Source organism: Cupriavidus sp. 8B (assembly GCF_054589115.1).
This window is the reverse complement of the sequence record NZ_BAAILO010000011.1, coordinates 1-20,388: the sequence shown is the minus strand read 5'-3', so window position 1 is coordinate 20,388 and position 20,388 is coordinate 1. Positions and strand designations below refer to the sequence as shown.

Below are 20,388 nucleotides of genomic sequence, written 5' to 3'. Positions count from 1 at the left end.
CGTACCTCACCGCATCAAAAGGAGTATCGACATGGGACTGCTCGTCAACGGCAAATGGCAAGACCGCTGGTACGACACGGCATCCACCGGCGGCCGCTTCGTTCGCAAGGACGCCGCCTTTCGCAACTGGGTGACGCCCGATGGCGCCGCTGGCCCGAGCAGCGCCGGTGGCTTCAAGGCCGAGGCCGGGCGCTATCACCTGTACGTGAGCCTGGCGTGCCCCTGGGCGCACCGCACGCTGATCATGCGCACGCTCAAGGGGCTGGAGGGGATGATCAGCGTCTCCACGGTGCACTGGCTGATGCTTGGCGAGGGCTGGACTTTCGCCGAAGGCCCGGGCGTGGTGCCGGACACGGTCAACGGCGCGCGGCTCCTGCACCAGGTCTACACCGCAGCCGATCCCGACTACACCGGGCGCGTCACCGTGCCCGTGCTGTGGGACAAGCGGCGGGGAACCATCGTCAGCAACGAGTCGTCGGAGATCATCCGCATGTTCAATACCGCCTTCGACGGGATCGGCGCCAAGGCGGGCGACTACTATCCGGCCGCGCTGCGCGCGGAAATCGACGAGGTCAACGCGCGGGTGTACGACACGCTCAACAACGGTGTCTACAAAGCGGGCTTTGCCACCACGCAGGGCGCGTATGAAGAGGCGCTGACGCCGTTGTTCGATACGCTCGACTGGCTGGAGGCGCGGCTCGCCACGCGCCGCTTCCTGCTGGGCGACCAGCTCACCGAGGCCGACATCCGCCTGTTCACGACGCTGGTGCGCTTTGACGCGGTCTATGTGGGGCACTTCAAGTGCAACCTGCGGCGCATCGCCGATTATCCGAACCTGTCGGGTTTTACGCGCGACATCTACCAGTTGCCGGGGATCGCGGCGACGGTCAATATCGACCACATCAAGCGGCACTACTATGAAAGCCACCGCTCGATCAATCCGAGCGGCGTGGTGCCGGCGGGGCCGGTGCTAGACTTTGCCGCGCCGCCCGAGCGCGCGCGGCTGGCGGCGTGAGGCCGCCTTCTTTTTTCTTTGCTAGCCGAGACCACTGTCATGAAGTTTCATCACCAATTCCTGCTTGCCTTGCTCACAGTGGCAACGGTTGCCACAGCGCCCGTCGCGCTGGCTGCCGCTGACGATGGCCCCGCGTATGGCCCCGAGCTGCAAGGCTTCGACTATCCGGCGCCGGTCCAGCAGTTCGCGTTCACCTCGCAGGGCGAAGCCATGCACATGGCTTACATGGATATCAAGCCGGAGCGCGCCAACGGCCGCACCGCGGTCTTGCTGCATGGAAAGAACTTCTGCGCGGCGACCTGGGCGGACACGATCAAGGTGCTAAGCACGGCCGGGTATCGCGTCATTGCGCCGGACCAGATCGGCTTTTGCAAATCCAGCAAGCCGGTGCGCTACCAGTACAGCTTCCAGCAACTGGCGCGCAACACGCACGCGTTGCTGGCATCGATCGGCGTCAATGAGGCCACGGTGATCGGGCATTCGACGGGCGGCATGCTGGCGATGCGCTATGCGTTGATGTACCCGCAGCAAACCGCGCAGCTCGCGCTCGTCAACCCGATCGGCCTGGAGGACTGGAAGGCGTTGGGCGTGCCGTCCTTGTCGTTCGAACAATGGTATGCCCGTGAGCTCGCCACCAACGCCGACAAGATCCGCAGCTACGAACAGGCCACCTACTATGTCGGCACGTGGCGCCCCGAGTACGAGCCCTGGGTGCAGATGCTGGCGGGCATGAACCGCGGCCCGGGCAAGCAGCAGGTGGCCTGGAACTCCGCGCTGATCTACGACATGATCTTCACGCAACCGGTCGTGTATGAGTTGGACGCGCTCAAGACGCCGACCTTGCTGCTGATCGGCGACAAGGACACTACGGCCATCGCCAAGGACGCGGCACCGCCGGAGATCCGCGCGAAGGTCGGCAACTATCCGGTGCTGGCACAGCGTACCTTGAAGGCGCTGCCCAACGCCAGGCTGGTGGAGTTTGCGGAGCTGGGCCACGCGCCGCAGATGCAGGATCCAAAGGCGTTCCACAAGGCGCTGCTGGACGGGCTGGCCGCATTGCCCGCGAGCCGGTGACGCGCGCACCGTGCGGGCGCTGGCGGGCGTCACAAGCAGTATCGCCATTCACCAGGCCAAACGCGATCGGGCCTTGCCTGAGGAAGCGGGACAGGTTGCCTCCCCTGTTTGACGTGGCTAACGTGGCTAACGTGGCGCTCAGGGCATCAACACCTTGATCGGCTCCGTGAGCGTTTGCCGGGTGGTGGCGTAGTCCGCCCAGGGATCCGCCGTCTGCTTGCCGATCCGTTCGTGGAGGCTGGTGACGGTCCACTGGGCGCCGGATGTGATGGCGTCCAGTTCCGCCCACGCCAACGGTACGGAAACCCCCAGCCCGGGCCGCGCCCGCGCAGAGAACGCGGCCACCGTGGTGGCGCCGAAGCCATTGCGCAGATAGTCGATATACGTCTTGCCGACGCGGTTGCGCGGCCCGCTCTTGGCCACGAAGCGTGTGGGAACGGTCTTGGCCATATGCGTCACCAGCTGTTTGGCGAATGCCTTGACGACCTCCCAGTCGTGACGCGGCGAGATCGGCACCACCACATGCAAGCCCTTGCCGCCGCTGGTTTTCAGGAAGCTGCGCAGGTCCAGTTCGTCGAGCACGGCCTTCATCATCGCGGCGCCTTCGCGCACGTGATCCCATGGCACGCCTTCGCCGGGGTCGAGGTCGAACACCACCCGGTCCGGTTTGGCAAGCCTGCGCTTGTTGGCATTCCAGGTATGGAACTCGACTACGTTGAACTGGGCCGCCGCGACGATGCCCGCTTGCGTGGCGATCTCGAGCAAAAGGGGATGCTCAGGCCAGAGCGCCGGATCGAGCGTATTGATGCCGGGCATGCGCAGGGCGTCTGCGTGTTTCTGGAAGAACAGATCGCCGCCGATGCCGCTGGGCCCGCGTACCAGCGCCACGGGCCGTCCGCGCAAATGCGGCAGCAGCAGCGCGGCGATGGCCTCGTAGTATGCAACCAGGTCGCCCTTGGTCAGTCCGGTCGAGTCATCGATGACGCGTTCGGCATGGCTGATGCGTACGCCCGATGCGGCGGTTGTCCTTGGTTTCGATTTTGCTTCTTTGGCTTTGGTGTCCTTGACGGCTTTGGCCGTCGTGGCGGCGCCCGCTGCAGCCTTGCCCTGCGGCTCTAGCTGAACCGCGCGCTCCACCGAGATCGCCGTGGGCGCCTTGTCCGTGCGCAGGCCGTGGAATACCGCATGGCGCACGCGTCCTTCCTGCGTCCAGCCGCCGAACGAAACCTCGGCCACGAGCTTGGGCTTCACCCAGTGCGATTGCGTCTGGCCCGCCGGCTTGCCCTCGACGCCTGCCTGCAGCGGCGAGGCCTCTTGCCGCAGGGCATCGAGCTTGCGCTGCAGGATCGATAGCGTGTCGGTGTCGAATCCTGTCCCGACCTTGCCGGCATAGCGCAGCTGCCCGCTCTCATCATGCACGCCGAGCAGCAACGCGCCGATGCCCTGGCGGGATCCCGCCGGATCGGTGTAGCCAACCACCACGAATTCCTGGCGCTGCGTGCATTTCAGCTTGATCCAGGAGTGCGCGCGCGTGGACACGTAGGGCGCATCGGCGCGCTTGCCGATGACGCCTTCAAGCCCGAGCTTGCATGCGGCCGGCAGGAGCTCGGAGCCGCTGCCTTCGAAGCTCTCGCTAAAGTGCAGGGAATCGGATGGCTTGTCCGTCAGCACGCGCCGCAGTATGTCCCGGCGCGCCGACAGTGGCACCTTGCGCAGGTCGAAGCCGTTGCAGTACGGCAGGTCGAACAGGAAGTACCGGACCGCATCCACCTTCGCGCTTTCAAATGCATTCTGCAATGCCTGGAAATCTGTCCTGCCTTGTTCGTCGGTCATCACGATCTCGCCATCGAGCCAGCCGGTGCGCAGGCCAAGTGCGCCGACAGCCTTGGCCAGCCCGCGCAGCCTGGCCGTCCAGTCGTGGCCGCTGCGCGTAAACAGGCGGACCTCCTCGCCGTCGATGCGCGCGAGCAGGCGGTAGCCGTCGAACTTGACCTCGTACAGCCATCCGCCATCGTCCGCCGGCGCCTTGTCGGCCAGGGTTGCCAGTTGCGGCGCCAGCATCAGCGGCAGGTCGGCGGCCTTGGCGGCGGGAGGCATGCTGTCGGGTGCTTCGACGCCAGCTTTGCGCGCGGATTTCCGCGTTGCCTTGGCGGCCGGCTTTGCGTCCGGTTTGCGCTTGCCGGAAAGCACACTGTCGGGCAACGCTTCGACGATGTCGAACGACGAGGCGGCGCGCGCCTCGTCATCGCGCTCCTTGATCAGCAGCCACGCTGGCTTGTTCGCATCCTGGTCCTGCCTGCCATGCATGCGCACCAGCGTCCATTGCCCGTGGAGCTTTTCGCCGTCCAGGACGAACTTGAGCTTGCCGTCCCGATAGCCGGCATGCGGGTCGCCGAGTGGTGCCCAGGTGCCCCGGTCCCACACGATGACCGTACCGGCGCCGTACTGCCCTGGTGGAATCACGCCCTCGAAGGATCCGTAGTCGAGCGGGTGATCCTCTACCTCGATGGCCATGCGTTTGTCGGACGGGTCCAGGCTTGGGCCCTTGGGCACCGCCCAGCTTTTCAGGGTGCCGTCGAGTTCCAGGCGGAAGTCATAGTGCAGGCGCCGGGCGGCGTGCTTTTGCACGACGAACGACAGTTTGCCTGCACGCCCGCCCCGTGCGCCCTGGGGCTCCGCGGTGACGGCAAAGTCGCGCTTCTGATGGTACTTTTCCAGCGGATCCGGCATCTTGGGCACCTTGGCGCGAATGGCCGCGCTGTGCGCAATGGGTGGCAGAAATCGTGCCCGGCGAACCGGCAGGGTGGCGGCTAAGGGAATGAATCCTGCATGAGGGACAGGGCAAGGCCGCTTTGCCGGTGTCACTCACGCGCTGGCGGTTGCCGCCGCCAGATCCCTGCCTGTCGTTACCGAACAAGAACACTCCATCTTGCACTTTCTCCGACCCATGCGGGCCGCGTTTTGTAAAAAATGCAGTGCTATCGCCACTGTTCTCGCTAGTTCCGCCGTGGACCAAAGGCTCGCGCCCGGGAGACGTTTTTGCCTTCATCTTGTCGTGTTCGCAGCCGTCACGTTTGGCTTGCCGGCAGATCATGCCTTTGCCGAGGAGGCGGAGGCTGCATCTGCGGTCGATGCGGCGCGGTGCGGGGATCTGCTCGCCATCGTGCGCGATAGCCTGGTCAAGGAGGTGGGAGTGCCTTGTGCTCACCCTTCGCTGGCGACATGCAAAGAACGCAAGCGGCCGCTGCAGGCCATCACCGCCTATATCCGCGAGCGCACCGGCGACCGAAGCGACGATTGCGACACGCTGCTGGAAGTGAATCGCCGGTTGCGCGCCTTGCCCCCAAAGCGCTGACAGGCCGCGCCATGGTGCTACCATGCGCGCAGCTTGCCAGCCTGGGCATCAGGCCCGGGCGGCAGAGTTCGACTTTTGCAGGGGAATCTGGATGGATCCGACAGTAGTGATCAGCACCTTCGAGCGCATCGCCAACGACGACACGGTGGAGCTATCGGTGGACGATGCCGTGGCGGGCCTGGCCGCGCTGCTTGCCAGCGAGCCGTTTTCCGACGCAGCGCGTGCGCTGCTGGAGAAGGTGGGGGCCACGCTCTATCGTGTGGGCCTGGACGGTTACGAAGACTGAAGGGGGCGCGGGCGGCGGCGCGCTCGTGCCGCCCCAGGTATTCAGTAGACAGGCGCCTCGCCCTCGGGGCGGCGCTTGAAGCGGCGATGCACCCAGTAGTATTGCTCCGGCATGGTGCGGACCTGCTGTTCCAGGAACTCGTTCATGCGCAGCGCGTCGACTTTCTCGTCGCCGGAGGGGTAGCCCGTCAGCGCATCGAATATCTTCAGCTTGTAGCCGCGGTAGCCAGGCAGGACAGAGGTCGTGAAGGGCACGACGCGTGCGCCGCTGAGCGCGGCCAGGCGCGACACCGAAGTGAGCGTGCAAGCGGGGACGTTGAAAAACGGCACGAATACCGAATCGCGCAAGCCAAAATCCATGTCCGCCGCGAGCATCAGCGGCATGCCCGACTTGAGCGCGCGCAAGGCCCGGCGCACGCTGCCATTGCGCGGGATCATCTCCGTGCCGAACCTGCCGCGCTGCTGCTTGGCGAGCTGTTCCAGCAACGGGTTCGACATCTTCGTGTAGAGCGAGGCCACCGGATGCTTGATCGAGTAGAACATGCAGCCGGCCTCGATCGCCACGAAATGGAATCCCAGGAAGATGGTCGGGCCGGCCTCGGCATTGCCCAGTTCGATGGCAGAGTCCAGTTCAACCAGGTCATTCAGCTTGCCGGCGTCGCCATACCATTGCACGCCGCGTTCCAGGTAGCTTCGGACCACGTGGCTGAAATGCGCCTGGCCAAGGGCGTGGCGATGCGCTTCGCTCTTGTCGGGAAAGCAAAGCCGCAGGTTGGTCTGCACGACGCTGCGGCGCCGGCTTGGAATGCGATAGAGCAGGGCGCCCAGGCCCATGCCGACACGGGCGCACACGCTATAGGGTAAGGCGGCGAGCAAACGCAGCAGGCTGACGGTGAAAAATAGTCCAATACGCTGGATCATCCTGTTCCTGAAGGGTTGCCGCGCGGCGCGATGCGCCGCCTTTGCCAGGTGGCGCGGGCGTGCGGCGCTGTCTCGCGTGAATGACGCGGCAGTGGTGGTGATTGCCAGCTGGTGGGCTTGCGGGGCCTGTCGGGCCCGCCTTGTTGGTGTGGCGCTATGGCGCCGCGTCGATGCGGGCGCGTGGCTGCATCATTGAAGGTCCGGGACCGGCGCCTGCTGCGGCGCTAGTTGCCAGCCCTGCGCATCGACGTTCTTCCCGTCGCGGTAGATCCAGCCGGTGCCGCAGGCCTGGCATACAAAGGTACTGACCGTCATCGCGGGGCGGCGTGGCACCTTGATGCGCTGCGTGTCGGTGATCCTGAGCAACGCATGGCCTGGCGAGCCACCACGGTTGGTGTCGATGGCGAGGCAGGCTGGGCAAGGCGACATGCGGAATCCGGCGGCGGAAGGTGGGTGACTGTAGCACGTTCATGCTGCTATAAACCGCCGCCGCCGGCTTGTGTCTGTTCACGCACGCGGGGGCGCCCGAGGCGGGAAAAAGGCCGTGCCTGCAACCGATGGGGCACTTTTCTCTTCGGCAAGTTGACATGCCTGTCCCAGCCCTGTATAAATGTTGATGCAGGATCTTTCAAGCGGTTACTCAGATGTTATGGATCGTCCCCTCCAAGCGGCGATTCGTTTGCTCCATGTTCCTTCCTTGATCGTCATGCCTGGTGAGCATCAGGCTCATCCAGAACTTTTAAGGTTTAAAGGATATCCAGCATGGAAACCGGTACCGTCAAGTGGTTCAACGACTCCAAGGGCTTCGGCTTCATCACCCCTGACGCAGGCGGCAACGACCTGTTCGCGCATTTCTCGGAAATTCAAGGCGGCGGTTTCAAGTCGCTGCAAGAAGGCCAGAAAGTGCGTTACGTCGCAGGCGTTGGCCAAAAGGGCCCCGCAGCGACCAAGATCGAGCCGATCTAATCGAGCCGATTCGAATCGCCTAGAAGAAAGCCCCGCTTAGCGGGGCTTTTTTTTTACCGACCGGGAATCATCGAGGTGTGCAAGCGCCAAAACATCATGCCTATGGTCGAATCCATCCTTCTTGCCGCCGTCCGGGTCTCGTCGTTCGAGGGCCAGCAGCCGCTGACCAATGCGAGCGGATTTTTTTTCGAGCGCGACGGCCGCCTCTTCGTGGTAACCAGTCGCCATGTGGTGTTCGACGAGCCAAGCAAGCACCACCCGGACCGTATCGAGATCGAACTGCACAGCCAGCCGGAAAACATGGCCGACTCGATCGGCTTTTCGATTCCGCTATACCGTGACGGGCTTGCGGTCTGGCGTGAAGGCGAGGACGGTGGTGGCCCGGTCGATGTCGCTGTGGTGGAACTCGAGCGCAAGGCGTTGCCGCCCACACTGCTCTATCGGGCATTCACGCCGGAGCATCTGGCGCAGCCTTCCGACCGCGTCGAGGTGGGCGACTCCCTGTTGATCGTTGGATTTCCGCTGGGTTTTCATGACGCGCTCCATCATTTGCCGGTTGCGCGCCAGGCCGTGATCGCTTCCTCCTACGGATTGCGTTTCCAGGGCCAGGGGTTTTTCCTGACCGATGCCAGGACCCATCGCGGCACCAGCGGTGCGCTCGTGGTCTCGCGCATGCGCGATGGCCGGGGCGACAAGCTGGACCTGCCGTGGATGCTGCTCGGCATTCACTCCGCCCGCTTCGACGTCGGCTCGCGCGACCTGGCAGAGGACGAAGTGCTTGGGCTGAACTCGGCCTGGTATGCGGACATGCTGCTGACCCTGACCGATCCCGCGGCGGCAAAGCCCGCGCGGACCGCGCCTGGCGCTACCAGTGCCAGTGCCACCGCCAGTGCCAGTGCCACCAGTGCCGCCGCTGCCACCGCCGCCGTTGGCAATGCTGCGGCCACGCCTTCAGCTGCTGCTGCGGCTACGGCTCCTCCCGCGCCAGTCCCGCCCGCTCGGCCAAAATAAAGGTCATGGGGCTGCTCCCAATAGGAGTAGAGTGGGACTCAGTGGAACTGTGGAGTGCATCATGGACGTCAATCCGATTGCCAGCTACAAAGGGTTCGACTTATACCCTCTCGTCTACAAGCATGCGGTAGTGCGCAACTGGCCGGAACGCAGGCCGGACCGGACCTTCGATGCCGCCGTTGTGATCTGCCGCGAAGGTGGCGAGCCCGAGGGCGAGCAGGCCCGTACGTTCCGCCTCGATACCGTGCCGTGGGACAATGTCGGCGCTGCGCGCCGTGGTGTCGTTCGTTATGCCGAGGACATTATCAACGGCGCGATTCCCGGGCAATCTGTCGTATCGCTCTGACGCCTGAAGCGATATGCGGCAATGTCCGTCGTTGCACGAGGATGACGCAGGCGCGCCTGTCATGTCCTCGCCTGTCCATGGCTTGGCCAAGCTGCCAGCCACCGCTACATCGTCGCCAGTTGACGAGATCCCCGGGATGTCCTGCTCGTCCATCGGACCGACGGCGCGCCGGTCGTTCGCCGGTGCGGCGTCATGCTAGATCTCGTTGCCTTCGTGAAGCCGGTCCTTGACGAGATTACCGGGCAGGATGTCAGGATCTGGCCGACAGGGCAACGCGTGGTGACCGCGAACTGGCAGATCCCTGATGCCAGGAGCCTTACCTGGTCAGCCAGGACGCTTGAAATCGAGATGGCGCAGGACGTCGCGGAGCAGTTAAGCAACGCGGACCAAAGCGCCTTATATCAACTACAACGCAGCCTTGACCGGTATCTGCGCGCACGCCTTGGCGTCCATTGCAAGCAGGACAATCCAGGGAACGCGATCGTGATCGTCGTCGATCGCCTGATGGCTCCCTAGCTTGCCCGCGTGCTGGCGCATTGGGCCTCGGCATTGGCCATTGCAAGCGAACCGGCACAAGGCTAGCTGCGGCACCAGCCGCCTGGAGCACTACATGAACACAACGCCTTCCGCCAGCTACAAGGGATTCGACCTTTATCCGCTGGTGTACAAGATCCAGCCCGCGCAATCCTGGCCGAGGACCAAGCCGGATCGCAGCTTCAATGCATCCGTGGTGATCTGCCGTGAGGGCCATCGGCCCGGCAGCGAGCGCACTCGCGTGTTCCGCCTGGAAAGCACACCGTGGGAGAATATCGGCACGGCGCGCCGGGGGGCGGTGAAGTTCGGTGAAGATATCATTAACGGGCTGATTCCCGGGGAATCTGTGGCTACGCTGTAACGCTGCGCCGGCAGAATCTGGCGCAGGAGCGTGGCGTTGCCCGCGCTTGCCGTTATGCTTGCGGTGCCGGCTGGTATCGTAGGGCCGGCCTGGCAGTTGCCAGGCAACGGGAAGCAAGAGGAAACGGGACCGCGCCGTGCAATGCCCGCCCTGCCGGTCTACCTGTCAAAACCTGCCGTGCGCAGTTGCGCCGGCCCGCGAGCGCATACGTCATGAACAAGGTTGCCACACCATCCAACTTCCTCTGCACGCTACCGGGGCAAGGCAAGGGCATCGCCTACCACGTAGCCGTCAGCTTTCTCGACTCCAGCCATCCGACGGGCGTGCGCTTCACCAGTTTCGTCGGTGACGGCAGGCGTTCATTCGGGGTTCAGGCCAAGGAGGCGGCCTTGACGGGCGAAATGGTCGACAGCTTCGAGGCGTTGTGCCGGCTCGCGATCGGGCAGGCGATTCGTGACAATCTCTATGACAAGGCCGGCGAAGGGGACTACGTGCTGGACCTGGGGGCGCAGCCTTTCGAGGGCGAGTTGCGCCCGGTTGGCTCTCGCGTTGGCGCCAGCATGCCGCGCATGCGGTTTCCTGGCTGAGCCAGCGCTTTTCCTGGCGCTGGCACGGGCGCGCAGAGCGCCCGGGAGGGTAGTGCTGGTCCGGACTAGACGCCGAATGCCGGGCTGCCGAAGCGGGCCAGCAGCGATTCGATCAATGCCATGTCTTCGGTTTGCGGCGTCCTGTCTTCCGTGGCGCGCGACGGGCCGCAATAGGTTGCGGTTACATGCCTGCGCACGGTAAGCACTTCATCCGCGGGGCGCTCCACCGTGACTTCCGGTCCCGGCACGTGGCGATAGCTTCCGCCTACCCAGCCGCCTGGCGTCAGGTGCATCTCTTCCCATTCTTCGCTGATCGACATGATTCTTCCTTTCGTTAGAGGGTGGGAGGGGCCGCGGGTCAACAGCTTGACGTCGCGGCAGCGTATCGCCCAGCCAGTATCAATACTTGTGGCGGTAGTTGATCCGGCCCTTGGTCAGGTCGTAGGGCGACATTTCCAGCGTGACGCGATCGCCGGCCAGGATACGAATGCGGTTCTTCTTCAGGCGGCCTGACGAATAGGCCCACACCTGGAAACCATTTTCCAGGATGACGCGAAAACGGTTGTCCGGCAGTACTTCCGATACTTGTCCACCAAATTCCACTAGTTCTTCTTTAGCCAAGGATGATCCTTTTGCAGCAAGACCTGCTGCACAGTAGGTTGAGACGCATGCGGGTTGCTTTTCGTGTGGCCGGCTTATTGCAGGCGCATATCGGCAGCGACGCTCTCGGCCGCGCGTCGGGCGGCCTGTTTAGCCAGGGCTTCGGTGCCATGCGTGGCATGGCGCATCGAGACGTTGGCGACGATGCATTCGGAGCCGTTCTTGTATTCGGCGATCAGGTAGGTCGCAAACCACACGCCTGGCTCTTGTTGTATTGGGTACACCGACACGGTGTACGGATTGACGCGAGTGGTGCGAGCGGTGCTATTGGTGCGAGCGGTGCTATTGGTGCTATTGGTGCGAATGATGCTTTGATTCAAGGTGTTGCCCTTATGCGGGCGGACGATCTGAGGCAACGTTGAGCGCATCTCGTGGTGCGCCGCGTGCTCTCTTCTGGCGATCGGTCGCCGTGTTTGAGTTGCCCAGCAACGTCAGGTCCCGCGCGTTTGCGCGAGAAAGGTAGCTGGTGATGAGTGGACCGTGCTTGCGCAGGCTGATGCGCCAGGTACATGCGCACAGGTTGCGGAGCGGACATGCCGCCGGGTCGGGAGGGTGATGGGCGGTTGTCGCCCTGAACGAATCGGGTGTACGCCCGACAGGCCGCCGTTGATATTTTTTGATGATGTCTGGCAGCCGGCACGTTTGGGCCGACGAGAAGGAAGTCGGCGAACGGCCAAGACTGCCAATGATACCATTTTCCGTCAATCGGCGCTCGCCCGCGGATTTGGGCGTACGATAGACATAGCGTTGCGCATAGGCGCCCCTCGTGGCGCAGGTGTGGCGCGGCGCTACCTGTCGTATCCCGCGAAAGGCCGGTGCCCGATGCCGGGCAGGCCGCAACTGAGCGAGGTGATCGATGCCGGAGAGTTTTTTCTATCAGGGCCACTACGTCAACTTCGAGCTGACGCAGCGCACCTTCGGCCAATGGAACTGGGTCTATACACTGGATACGCACGGCCGTTTTGAAAACCAGGGCAACGCGTTCAGCTCGCGCGAGCTGGCCATGAAGGATGCCCTGGAGAACGCCAAGGCCCGGATCGAGCGCCTGGGGCACTAGCCAAGTGGCACCGGGCGCCTGTCCGCCTTACTTGCCCTCGTCGGGAATGTTGTACTGCGCCTGCATCGAGACCGTGAACGGTCGGATCTTCTCGATGCAGGCCGCGCTGTCGCCGCCTTCCATGGTGGACAGATTCCAGTTGCAGCCGCCTGCGTCCGGCGCATGCCAGCAAATGTCGCCAAAACAGGCGCCGCTGCATTCCGCGAACTTCTGCTGCTCGGCGCGAATCATTGCGCGCAGTTCTGCCTTGTTCTTGATTTGTCGGTCCATGGTCGTCTCCTGTTTTTTCGTGGGGAAGTCTTGCTGGGCGTGGCTGCGGCCAGGCCGGTCAGGGCGGCCGCGCGATGGACTGCAATTCCGGGCGAATCGAGGGGGCGGGACTACTTGCGCTTGACGAAGGTGGACATGTCGTCGATGACGGTCCGGGCATAGGACACGGCCAGGTCGATGGCATCGTGCGGCGTGTGCGCGACATGCTCGAGCAAGGGTGGCACCAGCCTGAGCGAGCCGCTGTCGCCGCTGACCTGCGTGATGGTCACGGTGGCGAGAAAGCTCGCCCGTGCGAGTTCGGCATTGGGGCTTTCGTCGAACGAGCGGCGTACATTGGCCGAAACCTTGAACCCCTTGTAGATCGCATGATTTTGAGACATGTTGATCTCCTTTCTTCATCGAGCATACGCTGTTTGCCTGGTGGCGTCCGATTTACTTGGCGGCGCAAGGGCAGGTGGCTATAACCCGGCGGCCGATGGCGTTTTTCCGCTTCGGCAAGGCGCAGGCGCCTCGCGCGCGATATTTCCCTGAACGCGGGAGTAAGCGGGTATGCTGGATCTGCCGCCTGGCACGCAATGCAGTAACCCACTTGTGGAGACACACCATGGCCAAAGGTCAATTACGCGGCAATCGCGAAACCAAGAAGCCCAAGCAACCCAAGAAGCCGGTTGCGCCTGCAGCACCGTTTGGTGCGGTCCAGTCGCGCGTCGGCAATGATGGCACTGCAGGCAAGAAGAAGTAATCAAGACACGAATAAAGCGCAACTGATGCGCAACTGAAGCGCAACTGAGACGGAACGTCAGGCTGGACCGTGCCATCTTGCTTTGCAGCAAGAAGCCCGGGGTGCCGCCGCTACCGGCGCGCGCCCGTTCAGCCCTTGACGTTCACCCGATGCGGTGGCAGTGACAAGCTGCCGCCGGGGCGTTCGAGACACCGGGAGTGCAAGATGAGGCGTGACATGTCCTTCGCGGACCGCGTGCTGACGGCACTGCGCGCCGACAGCCAGGCGATGATGACGGATCTCCAGCTCGCCAAGGCGCTGGGCAATGCCGATGCATCCAAGCTCAGCCACCATTTACTTCTGCTTCAGGATTCGGGCCTGGTCGCCAAGACCGCAACCTCCGGGTGGCGCCTGACCTGGGCCGGCCACGACCGCGCGGAGGCGCGCAGCGTGGCCTAGCAAGCAAACCACCCGCCATAATGTAAAAAACCCGTGGCCATTGCGGCACGGGCTTTGTCACGCTATTTCTTGTCGGCGGGCTGCTCGGCTCGCGGGTCGAACTGGCCGGGCTGGGAGGTATGGCGTTTCTCGCCGGGTTGCTGGAAGTGTGTCTTCCAGGGTGTGGTCGGCGCTTTTTGCTGACCAGGCTGCCTGGGACTGTAATGCATTCAATACCCCCATCGATGTCCGTCCGTGCCGGACCGGCACTCTCCCAGTGTAGGCTGATGCCGGCCCATTCCCTAACGCTGTTACCGATGAGGCGCTCGCCTGCGGCGGCGTTGCCATGCCAGTGTCATTCCTCCTGGAACGCTTCCTCGCGCTTGGCTTTGATCGACGGCAGGGCAACGATGCAGACCAGCAGCGCCGCAGCAATCAGCAGGCCGAGCGACAGCGGACGGGTCAGGAATACGGTGAACGTCCCCCGCGACAGCAAGAGCGCGCGGCGGAAGTTCTCTTCCATCATTGGCCCCAGCACAAAGCCCAGCAGCAGCGGCGCCGGCTCGCACTTGAGCTTGATGAACAGGTAGCCGATCACACCGAAGCCAGCCGCGGTAAAGACGTCGAAGGTCTGGTTGTTGACCGAGAACACGCCGATGCAGCAGAACACCAGGATGGCCGGGTACAGGAAGCGGTAGGGCACCTGCAGCAGCTTGACCCAGATCCCGATCAGCGGCAGGTTCAGGATGATCAGCATCAGGTTGCCGATCCACATCGAGGCGATCAGGCCCCAGAACAGCGCGGGGTTGCTGGTCATGACCTGCGGGCCCGGCTGGATGTTGTGGATGGTCATCGCGCCCACCATCAGCGCCATCACGGCATTGGGCGGAATGCCCAGCGTCAGCAGCGGGATGAAGGAGGTCTGCGCCGCGGCGTTGTTGGCCGATTCCGGGCCTGCCACGCCCTCGATGGCGCCCTTGCCGAATTCATGCGAGTACTTGGAGGTCTTCTTCTCCAGCGAGTAGGCCGCGAAGGACGCGAGCGCCGCACCGCCGCCGGGCAGGATACCGAGGATGGAGCCGAGCGCGGTACCGCGCAGCACCGCTGGCGCCATGCGCTTGAAGTCAGCCTTGGAGGGCCACAGGTTGGTAACGTGATCGGTGAAGGTCTCGCGGTTTTCCTTTTGCTCGAGGTTGGCGATGATCTCGGCAAAGCCGAACATGCCCATGGCCAGTGCGACGAAGTCGACGCCGTCGGTCAGTTCCGGCACATCGAAGGAGAAGCGCGCGGCGCCCGAGTTCACGTCGGTGCCGACCAGGCCCAGCAGCAGGCCCAGCACGATCATGGCAACCGCCTTGGGCAGCGAGCCCGAAGCCAGCACCACGGCGCCGATCAGGCCCAGGCACATCAGCGAGAAATATTCGGCGGGCCCAAACTTGAATGCCAGTTCCGACAGCGGCGTGGCAAACGCGGCCAGGATCAGGGTTGCCACGCAGCCGGCAAAGAAGGAGCCCAGGCCGGCGGTGGCCAGCGCCACCCCCGCTCGCCCTCGCCGCGCCATCTGGTAGCCATCGATGGTGGTCACCACCGACGACGATTCACCCGGCAGGTTGACCAGGATGGCGGTGGTGGAGCCACCGTACTGGGCGCCATAGTAAATGCCGGCCAGCATGATCAGCGCGGCCACCGGCGGCAGCGTGTAGGTCACCGGCAGCAGCATGGCGATGGTCGCCAGCGGCCCGATGCCGGGCAGCACGCCGATCAGCGTTCCCAGCACGCAGCCGAGAAAGCAGTATCCAACGTTCTGCAGTGTCAGCGCCGTGGAGAACCCAAGGGCCAAGTGTTCGAATAGTTCCATGAGGCTGTCTCCCTCGCCTGCAGTGAAACCCGGGCCGCGCAACTGCCGGAAGGCAGGTACGGCGGACCAGGCTACGCGCGGTATTTTTTACGGAATTGCGCGCGAATCGGAGGAAGCTGGCGCGGCGCGATGCCACGCTGGTTTCCGCCACAGATCGTCATCGACAGCAGGCGCGCGCGCTTAGGCGCACCCCAATGGCTTACCCAGCACAGTAGGCGCGGGTGCTTTCATCCGCCTTTCAGCGACGGCAGCTGCGGGTATGTCCCGATACGTTTGAGTGACGCCGGAGGTTCCTCGCGCCTGAAAAGCCAACGCCCCGGCGAAAACCGGGGCGTTTTCACATGGCCTGCCGCTAGCCTGGCAGGCGAACGGGCGCAATGCTCACTGCTTCGTATCCTTGCCCATGGCGTCCTTGCCCATCGTGTCCTTGCTCATGGCGTCCTTGCTCATGCTGTCCTTGCCCATTTTGTCCTTGCCCATCTTGTCGTGGCTCTTGCTCATCTTGTCCTTGCTCATCGAGTCCTTGCTCATGGTGTCCTTGGCCATGCTGCTGTCATTGCTCATGGCATCCTTCTTCATGGCGTCCTGGGCAAAGGCATGACCGGCGAACAGCATCGTGGTCGAGAGCAGTGTGGCTGCGAAAAGTTTGTTCATGAAGATCTCCTTGGGGTGGTCAGTGTGCAAGCCGGCACCATGCCGGCCAATTTCAAGCGGATCAGGATCCGCCGAACCAGTTGTATCCCTGGTCTTCCCAGTAACCGCCGGGATACGTGTTGGTGACGTACAGCGCCATGATGTGCTTGGGGTTCTTGTAGCCAAGCTTGGTCGGCATGCGCAGCTTCATGGGAAAGCCGTACTTGGGCGGCAGCGTTTCCCCGTCGTAGGTAAAGGTCAGCAGCGTCTGCGGGTGCAGCGCGGTGGGCATGTCGATGCTGGTGAAGTAGTCGTCGGCGCAGCGAAAGCCCACATACTTCGCGCTGGTGTCGGCACCCACGCGATGCAGGAACTCGGAGAAGGGCGTGCCGCCCCACTTGCCGATGGCGCTCCAGCCTTCCACGCAGATATGGCGCGTGACCTGCGAGGTCTGCGGCAGCGCGTAGAGCTCGTCGAGCGTCCAGGATGCCTTGCGTGCCACCAGGCCGCCCACTTCCAGGCGGAAATCCTTGGCGTCGACCTCGGGCACCTCGTCTTCGCCGTAGAAGGCATTGAACGGGAACGGCCTTGTCATGCGGGATTCGTCATAGGTAGGCGCGAGCCGGCTGGGGTCGAACAGCCAGCCTTGCACGCGATCGTTGAAGCGCGATACCGCGGTAAGGAAGCGTTCCACCGAGGCATCGTCGGTCAGGCTGCAGCCCGTCAGCATCGACAGCCCGCCCAGCGTGACGACGCGCTTGGCGAACAGGCGGCGCGAGGGCATATCGAGTTCGCGCACGGCATCGCGCAGGATCAGGCGACGGTCGAGCGTGACGATGGATTTGCGTTTGTTCATGGCGATTCTCCGCGAGGCGGGTTCCTGGCCTCTCTGGCTTCTCTGGATTCGGGGCGGGCAGGCGTTCAGCGGCCGCGCAGCATGATCAGCAAGGTGCGCGGTACCAGCGCCACCATGGCCACATGCACGACGGTGAACAGCACGATGGCGCTCATGCACACGAAATGGACCCAGCGCGCCGCGTCGTAGCCGCCCATCAGGTCGCGCAGCAGCGGGAACTGCACCGACTTCCAGATCGCCAGGCCGGACACCACCGTGAGCACGATGACCACCACCACGCCCAGATACATGGCTTTCTGGGCCGCGTTGTATTCGGCCAGGTCCGGGTGCGCCAGCCGGCCGCGCAGCGCCGCGGCGATATCGCGCAGCGCGGCGGGCACCGACAGCGGCAGGAAGCGGCGGCGGAACCGTCCGGTGATGGCGTTCATCAACAGGTAGAACAGCCCATTGGCGACCAGCAGCCACATGGCGGCGAAGTGCCACTGCAGCGCGCCACCCAGCCATCCGCCGAGCGTGATTGCCTTGGGGAAATGCAGCCCGAACAGCGGCGACGCGTTATAGATGCGCCAGCCGCTCATCACCATGATGATGACGGCGATGGCGTTAATCCAATGGGTGATGCGCACCCACGCAGGCTGGATGGTGGCGGACGAATGTCCGCGGCGGCCGTGCGCGGGCCGCGATAGCTGGGAGGCTGTGTCCACCGTCGTTCTCCAATGTCCCGTGGCGCCCGCAGGTGCGGCTGCAACGGTTTATGTGCCTTTGTCGACGGTGGTGGCACGAACTTACACGCGGGACGGAAATTTTTTGTGGCACGCGGGCACGTCGGCAACGGGTATCCCCGGCGTCACTCGGCGAGCTCGGCGTAAGAAGGTACGGACTGTTGGGCGACGCATGGACGGCTACCCGCACCCTTGACATTAGCACTCCGCCCGCGAGACGCCAAAGGCAATCGATACCCGCTTCCCACGGCCCGCTACAATGCTGGCGGGCTGCGCGGCCAGCGCTGTTCCACCGCGCAGGAGCCTGCAGCCCGGCCCGCCCGGAACCGCAAACCGCCATCGCCCCGACACCATCCACGGACCCCAGGATCTCCGCATGCCACTGACCGCCGAGCAGCTCACCGAATACATGGACTTCGCCGCAGGCCTGGCGCAGGCGGCCGGCAACGCCAGCCTGCCGTACTTTCGCAGCGCCCCGGCGGTAGAGGACAAGGGCGGCCGGCGCTTCGACCCGGTCACCGCGGCCGACAAGGCCGCCGAGCGCGCCATGCGCGACCTGATCCTGGCGAAATACCCGGAGCACGGCATCCTGGGCGAGGAAGAAGACCGCGTGGCCGGCAGCTCGCCGCTGACCTGGGTGCTCGACCCCATCGACGGCACCCGTGCCTTTATTACGGGGCTGCCGCTCTGGGGCACGCTGATCGCGCTCAATGACGGCCAGCGTCCGGTGATCGGCATCATGGACCAGCCGTTCACGCGCGAGCGGTTCAGCGGCGATGGCAGCCAGGCATGGCTCAACGGCCAGCCCCTGCGCACGCGGCCGTGCGCCGACCTGGCGCAGGCCAAGCTGATGTGCACCACGCCGGAGATGTTCGAGGACGCGGCGCAGTTCGCCGCCTTCCGCCGCGTGGCGGACGCCGCTCGCATGCAGCGCTATGGCGGTGATTGCTACGCCTATTGCATGGTCGCCGCAGGCCATGTAGATGCCGTGGTCGAGGCTGGCCTGAAGGCATACGACGTGCAGGCGCTGATTCCCATCGTGCAAGGCGCCGGCGGCGTCATGACCAGCTGGACCGGCGGCGATGCGCAGCAGGGTGGCACAGTCGTTGCCTGTGGTGACCCGCGGCTGCACCAGCAAATCCTCGCGCTGCTGAATGCGCCTGTTTGAGCACTCCTGTGGCTCGGGGCGCCTGCCGGGCTTGCTATCATGCTGGCCGCAACGTCCGGCGCGGGGAAAAGCCAGGCCAGCCAGCCCAGCCATCCCGGCCCGGACTTAACCATGCAGTAGGGAAGAAACCAGAAACATGATGTCAAACGCTTGCGGCCTCGATTTCGGCACGTCCAATTCCACGGTGGGCTGGTGCCGGCCGGGACAACCCACGCTGTTGCCGCTGGAAGATGGCAAGCTCACGCTGCCCTCCGTGATCTTCTTTCATTCCGAGGATCCGCTGGTCAGCTATGGCCGCGCCGCGCTTGGCGACTACCTGGCGGGCTATGAGGGCCGGTTGATGCGCTCGCTCAAGAGCCTGCTTGGCACCTCGATGATGGAGGACAGCACCGAGGTCATGGGCCAGGCCATGCCGTTTCGCAAGCTGCTATCGCACTTCATCGGCGAGCTCAAGCAGCGCGCCGAGACCGCGGCCGGCGCAAGCTTCGACAAGGTCGTGCTGGGCCGCCCGGTGTTCTTCATCGACGAAGACCCCAAGGCCGACCAGCTCGCCGAGCAGACGCTGCGCGAGATCGCCGCGGATGCCGGCTTCAAGGACATCGAGTTCCAGTACGAGCCGATCGCCGCGGCCTTCGACTACGAAGCCACGATCTCGCGCGAGGAGCTGGTGCTGGTGGCCGACATCGGCGGTGGCACCTCCGACTTCTCGCTGGTGCGCCTGTCGCCCGAGCGGGCCGGCAAGGTCGACCGGCGTGGCGACATCCTGGCCAATGGCGGCGTGCACATCGGCGGCACGGACTTCGACAAGAGCCTGAGCCTGGCGAGCGTGATGCCGTTCCTGGGCCTGGGCAGCGAGCTGCGCAACGGCAAGGCGATGCCTTCGGGCCAGTACTTCGACCTGGCGAGCTGGCACACCATCAACCTGGTCTACACCCGCAAGGCGTGGTCGCACGTGATGGACAACTATCGCGATGCCGCCGACAAGGTAAAACTGGACCGGCTGATCAGCCTGATCAAGCAGCGCGCCGGCCACTGGCTGGCGATCCAGGTGGAAGCCGCCAAGATCGCCTTGTCGGGCGAGCCGCAGACGCAGCTCGACCTCGGGCGCATCGCGCCGGGCGAGACCATGGCGATCAGCCGCGCTGACTTTGACCAGTCCATCGGCAAGCTGGTTGGCAAGACCGAGGTGACCGTGCAGGCGTTGCTGCGCGATGCGGGCGTGCAGGCGGATGCAATAGACACGGTGTTGTTTACCGGCGGCTCGAGCAGCGTGCCTTTGCTGCGCGAGCGGTTGTCCGAGCTGATCCCGGGGGCGCAGCGGATCGAGGGCGATCTGTTTGGCGGCATCGGTTCCGGCCTGGCGCTGGATGCCCGGCGGAAGTTTGGGTGAGGGGATTGGGTGGGGTAGGTTGTCAAAAGCTTAAAGTCAACTGCAGTTTCACCTCCCCTGCGGGGAGGCGACCTACTTTCTTGTCTCGCTAAGAAAGTAGACAAAGAAGGCGACCCGGATGGGGCGAAAGACTCCTCGTCGTCAGGCAAAAAGAGCGGCC

General features: G+C 64.1%; 27 protein-coding genes. 15 read left to right on the top strand and 12 right to left on the bottom strand.

The window, feature by feature from the left end; all coding sequences use genetic code 11:
* Positions 1-31 precede the first annotated feature (31 nt).
* The gene (locus ACYP5B_RS01085) at positions 32-1,015 is read left to right on the top strand and encodes a glutathione S-transferase family protein (RefSeq protein ID WP_459568221.1); all 984 of its coding nucleotides are present in this window, start codon (positions 32-34) and stop codon (positions 1,013-1,015) included.
* A 39-nt stretch (positions 1,016-1,054) separates the two neighbouring features.
* On the top strand, positions 1,055-2,089 hold the full coding sequence (locus ACYP5B_RS01080) for an alpha/beta fold hydrolase (RefSeq protein ID WP_459568220.1): 1,035 nt from the start codon (positions 1,055-1,057) through the stop codon (positions 2,087-2,089).
* Between the two features lie 138 nt (positions 2,090-2,227).
* On the opposite strand, the gene ligD is transcribed toward ACYP5B_RS01080, so the two are convergent.
* Positions 2,228-4,819, bottom strand: a complete 2,592-nt coding sequence (gene ligD / locus ACYP5B_RS01075; protein WP_459568219.1) for a DNA ligase D — start codon at positions 4,817-4,819, stop codon at positions 2,228-2,230.
* Between the two features lie 199 nt (positions 4,820-5,018).
* On the opposite strand from ligD, the gene ACYP5B_RS01070 reads away from it, so the two are divergent.
* On the top strand, positions 5,019-5,444 hold the full coding sequence (locus ACYP5B_RS01070) for a hypothetical protein (RefSeq protein WP_459568218.1): 426 nt from the start codon (positions 5,019-5,021) through the stop codon (positions 5,442-5,444).
* A gap of 91 nt (positions 5,445-5,535) precedes the next feature.
* Entirely contained in the window at positions 5,536-5,730 is a 195-nt protein-coding gene (locus tag ACYP5B_RS01065) for a hypothetical protein (protein ID WP_043419220.1), read from the top strand.
* A gap of 41 nt (positions 5,731-5,771) precedes the next feature.
* Here the strand turns inward: ACYP5B_RS01065 and ACYP5B_RS01060 are convergent, their stop codons facing one another.
* Both ACYP5B_RS01060 and ACYP5B_RS01055 read right to left on the bottom strand, forming a co-directional pair.
* Positions 5,772-6,650, bottom strand: coding sequence for a lipid A biosynthesis lauroyl acyltransferase (locus ACYP5B_RS01060; protein ID WP_400099126.1), 879 nt, complete (start codon positions 6,648-6,650; stop codon positions 5,772-5,774).
* Between the two features lie 189 nt (positions 6,651-6,839).
* Positions 6,840-7,079 (bottom strand): hypothetical protein, encoded by a 240-nt coding sequence (locus ACYP5B_RS01055; protein WP_267605672.1) that lies wholly within the window; start codon positions 7,077-7,079, stop codon positions 6,840-6,842.
* A gap of 333 nt (positions 7,080-7,412) precedes the next feature.
* Here ACYP5B_RS01055 and ACYP5B_RS01050 point away from each other — a divergent pair, with 333 nt between their 5' ends.
* The 6 genes from ACYP5B_RS01050 to ACYP5B_RS01025 all read left to right on the top strand — a co-directional run bounded on the left by ACYP5B_RS01050 (position 7,413) and on the right by ACYP5B_RS01025 (position 10,455).
* The gene (locus tag ACYP5B_RS01050) at positions 7,413-7,616 is read left to right on the top strand and encodes a cold-shock protein (RefSeq protein WP_006157950.1); all 204 of its coding nucleotides are present in this window, start codon (positions 7,413-7,415) and stop codon (positions 7,614-7,616) included.
* A 96-nt stretch (positions 7,617-7,712) separates the two neighbouring features.
* Positions 7,713-8,627 (top strand): S1 family peptidase, encoded by a 915-nt coding sequence (locus ACYP5B_RS01045; protein WP_459568217.1) that lies wholly within the window; start codon positions 7,713-7,715, stop codon positions 8,625-8,627.
* 61 nt (positions 8,628-8,688) lie between these two features.
* Positions 8,689-8,973 carry a hypothetical protein gene (locus ACYP5B_RS01040; protein WP_267605673.1) on the top strand — a complete coding sequence of 95 codons (285 nt, stop codon included), beginning with the start codon at positions 8,689-8,691 and terminating at the stop codon, positions 8,971-8,973.
* A 192-nt stretch (positions 8,974-9,165) separates the two neighbouring features.
* Positions 9,166-9,489, top strand: coding sequence for a hypothetical protein (locus tag ACYP5B_RS01035; RefSeq protein ID WP_267605674.1), 324 nt, complete (start codon positions 9,166-9,168; stop codon positions 9,487-9,489).
* A gap of 94 nt (positions 9,490-9,583) precedes the next feature.
* The gene (locus tag ACYP5B_RS01030; RefSeq protein ID WP_267605675.1) at positions 9,584-9,868 is read left to right on the top strand and encodes a hypothetical protein; all 285 of its coding nucleotides are present in this window, start codon (positions 9,584-9,586) and stop codon (positions 9,866-9,868) included.
* A gap of 212 nt (positions 9,869-10,080) precedes the next feature.
* The gene (locus ACYP5B_RS01025; protein ID WP_267605676.1) at positions 10,081-10,455 is read left to right on the top strand and encodes a hypothetical protein; all 375 of its coding nucleotides are present in this window, start codon (positions 10,081-10,083) and stop codon (positions 10,453-10,455) included.
* 65 nt (positions 10,456-10,520) lie between these two features.
* Here ACYP5B_RS01025 and ACYP5B_RS01020 read toward each other — a convergent pair whose 3' ends face one another.
* From ACYP5B_RS01020 to ACYP5B_RS01010, 3 genes are all read right to left on the bottom strand, one after another.
* Positions 10,521-10,775, bottom strand: coding sequence for a translation initiation factor 1 (locus ACYP5B_RS01020; protein ID WP_400099121.1), 255 nt, complete (start codon positions 10,773-10,775; stop codon positions 10,521-10,523).
* A 79-nt stretch (positions 10,776-10,854) separates the two neighbouring features.
* Positions 10,855-11,076, bottom strand: coding sequence for a translation initiation factor IF-1 (gene infA / locus ACYP5B_RS01015; protein ID WP_006157957.1), 222 nt, complete (start codon positions 11,074-11,076; stop codon positions 10,855-10,857).
* Between the two features lie 74 nt (positions 11,077-11,150).
* Positions 11,151-11,345: an isochorismatase gene (locus tag ACYP5B_RS01010; RefSeq protein WP_400099141.1), complete on the bottom strand. Its 195-nt coding sequence runs from the start codon at positions 11,343-11,345 to the stop codon at positions 11,151-11,153.
* Positions 11,346-11,971: 626 nt separating this feature from the next.
* Between ACYP5B_RS01010 and ACYP5B_RS01005 the strand changes: the two genes are divergently transcribed.
* Positions 11,972-12,172 carry a hypothetical protein gene (locus ACYP5B_RS01005; protein WP_267605678.1) on the top strand — a complete coding sequence of 67 codons (201 nt, stop codon included), beginning with the start codon at positions 11,972-11,974 and terminating at the stop codon, positions 12,170-12,172.
* Between the two features lie 27 nt (positions 12,173-12,199).
* Here ACYP5B_RS01005 and ACYP5B_RS01000 read toward each other — a convergent pair whose 3' ends face one another.
* Complete coding sequence (locus tag ACYP5B_RS01000; protein WP_318230671.1) at positions 12,200-12,442, bottom strand: hypothetical protein; 243 nt, start codon at positions 12,440-12,442, stop codon at positions 12,200-12,202.
* 110 nt (positions 12,443-12,552) lie between these two features.
* Positions 12,553-12,822, bottom strand: a complete 270-nt coding sequence (locus ACYP5B_RS00995; protein WP_318230672.1) for a GTP cyclohydrolase — start codon at positions 12,820-12,822, stop codon at positions 12,553-12,555.
* A 224-nt stretch (positions 12,823-13,046) separates the two neighbouring features.
* Here ACYP5B_RS00995 and ACYP5B_RS00990 point away from each other — a divergent pair, with 224 nt between their 5' ends.
* Together ACYP5B_RS00990 and ACYP5B_RS00985 are read left to right on the top strand one after the other, a co-directional pair.
* Complete coding sequence (locus tag ACYP5B_RS00990) at positions 13,047-13,184, top strand: hypothetical protein (protein ID WP_267605681.1); 138 nt, start codon at positions 13,047-13,049, stop codon at positions 13,182-13,184.
* A gap of 216 nt (positions 13,185-13,400) precedes the next feature.
* Complete coding sequence (locus ACYP5B_RS00985; protein WP_043344159.1) at positions 13,401-13,622, top strand: hypothetical protein; 222 nt, start codon at positions 13,401-13,403, stop codon at positions 13,620-13,622.
* 334 nt (positions 13,623-13,956) lie between these two features.
* On the opposite strand, the gene ACYP5B_RS00980 is transcribed toward ACYP5B_RS00985, so the two are convergent.
* The 4 genes from ACYP5B_RS00980 to ACYP5B_RS00965 all read right to left on the bottom strand — a co-directional run bounded on the left by ACYP5B_RS00980 (position 13,957) and on the right by ACYP5B_RS00965 (position 17,652).
* Entirely contained in the window at positions 13,957-15,459 is a 1,503-nt protein-coding gene (locus tag ACYP5B_RS00980) for a tripartite tricarboxylate transporter permease (RefSeq protein WP_400099119.1), read from the bottom strand.
* Positions 15,460-15,840: 381 nt separating this feature from the next.
* A complete protein-coding gene (locus ACYP5B_RS00975) occupies positions 15,841-16,113 on the bottom strand; it encodes a pentapeptide MXKDX repeat protein (RefSeq protein WP_400099118.1) in 273 nt (90 codons plus the stop codon).
* A 61-nt stretch (positions 16,114-16,174) separates the two neighbouring features.
* Positions 16,175-16,948 (bottom strand): molybdopterin-dependent oxidoreductase, encoded by a 774-nt coding sequence (locus tag ACYP5B_RS00970; protein ID WP_459568216.1) that lies wholly within the window; start codon positions 16,946-16,948, stop codon positions 16,175-16,177.
* A gap of 65 nt (positions 16,949-17,013) precedes the next feature.
* A complete protein-coding gene (locus ACYP5B_RS00965; protein ID WP_459568215.1) occupies positions 17,014-17,652 on the bottom strand; it encodes a cytochrome b/b6 domain-containing protein in 639 nt (212 codons plus the stop codon).
* 394 nt (positions 17,653-18,046) lie between these two features.
* On the opposite strand from ACYP5B_RS00965, the gene hisN reads away from it, so the two are divergent.
* Both hisN and ACYP5B_RS00955 read left to right on the top strand, forming a co-directional pair.
* A complete protein-coding gene (hisN, locus tag ACYP5B_RS00960) occupies positions 18,047-18,838 on the top strand; it encodes a histidinol-phosphatase (RefSeq protein WP_400099112.1) in 792 nt (263 codons plus the stop codon).
* Positions 18,839-18,974: 136 nt separating this feature from the next.
* Positions 18,975-20,228: an Hsp70 family protein gene (locus ACYP5B_RS00955; protein ID WP_400099110.1), complete on the top strand. Its 1,254-nt coding sequence runs from the start codon at positions 18,975-18,977 to the stop codon at positions 20,226-20,228.
* Positions 20,229-20,388: the final 160 nt, after the last annotated feature.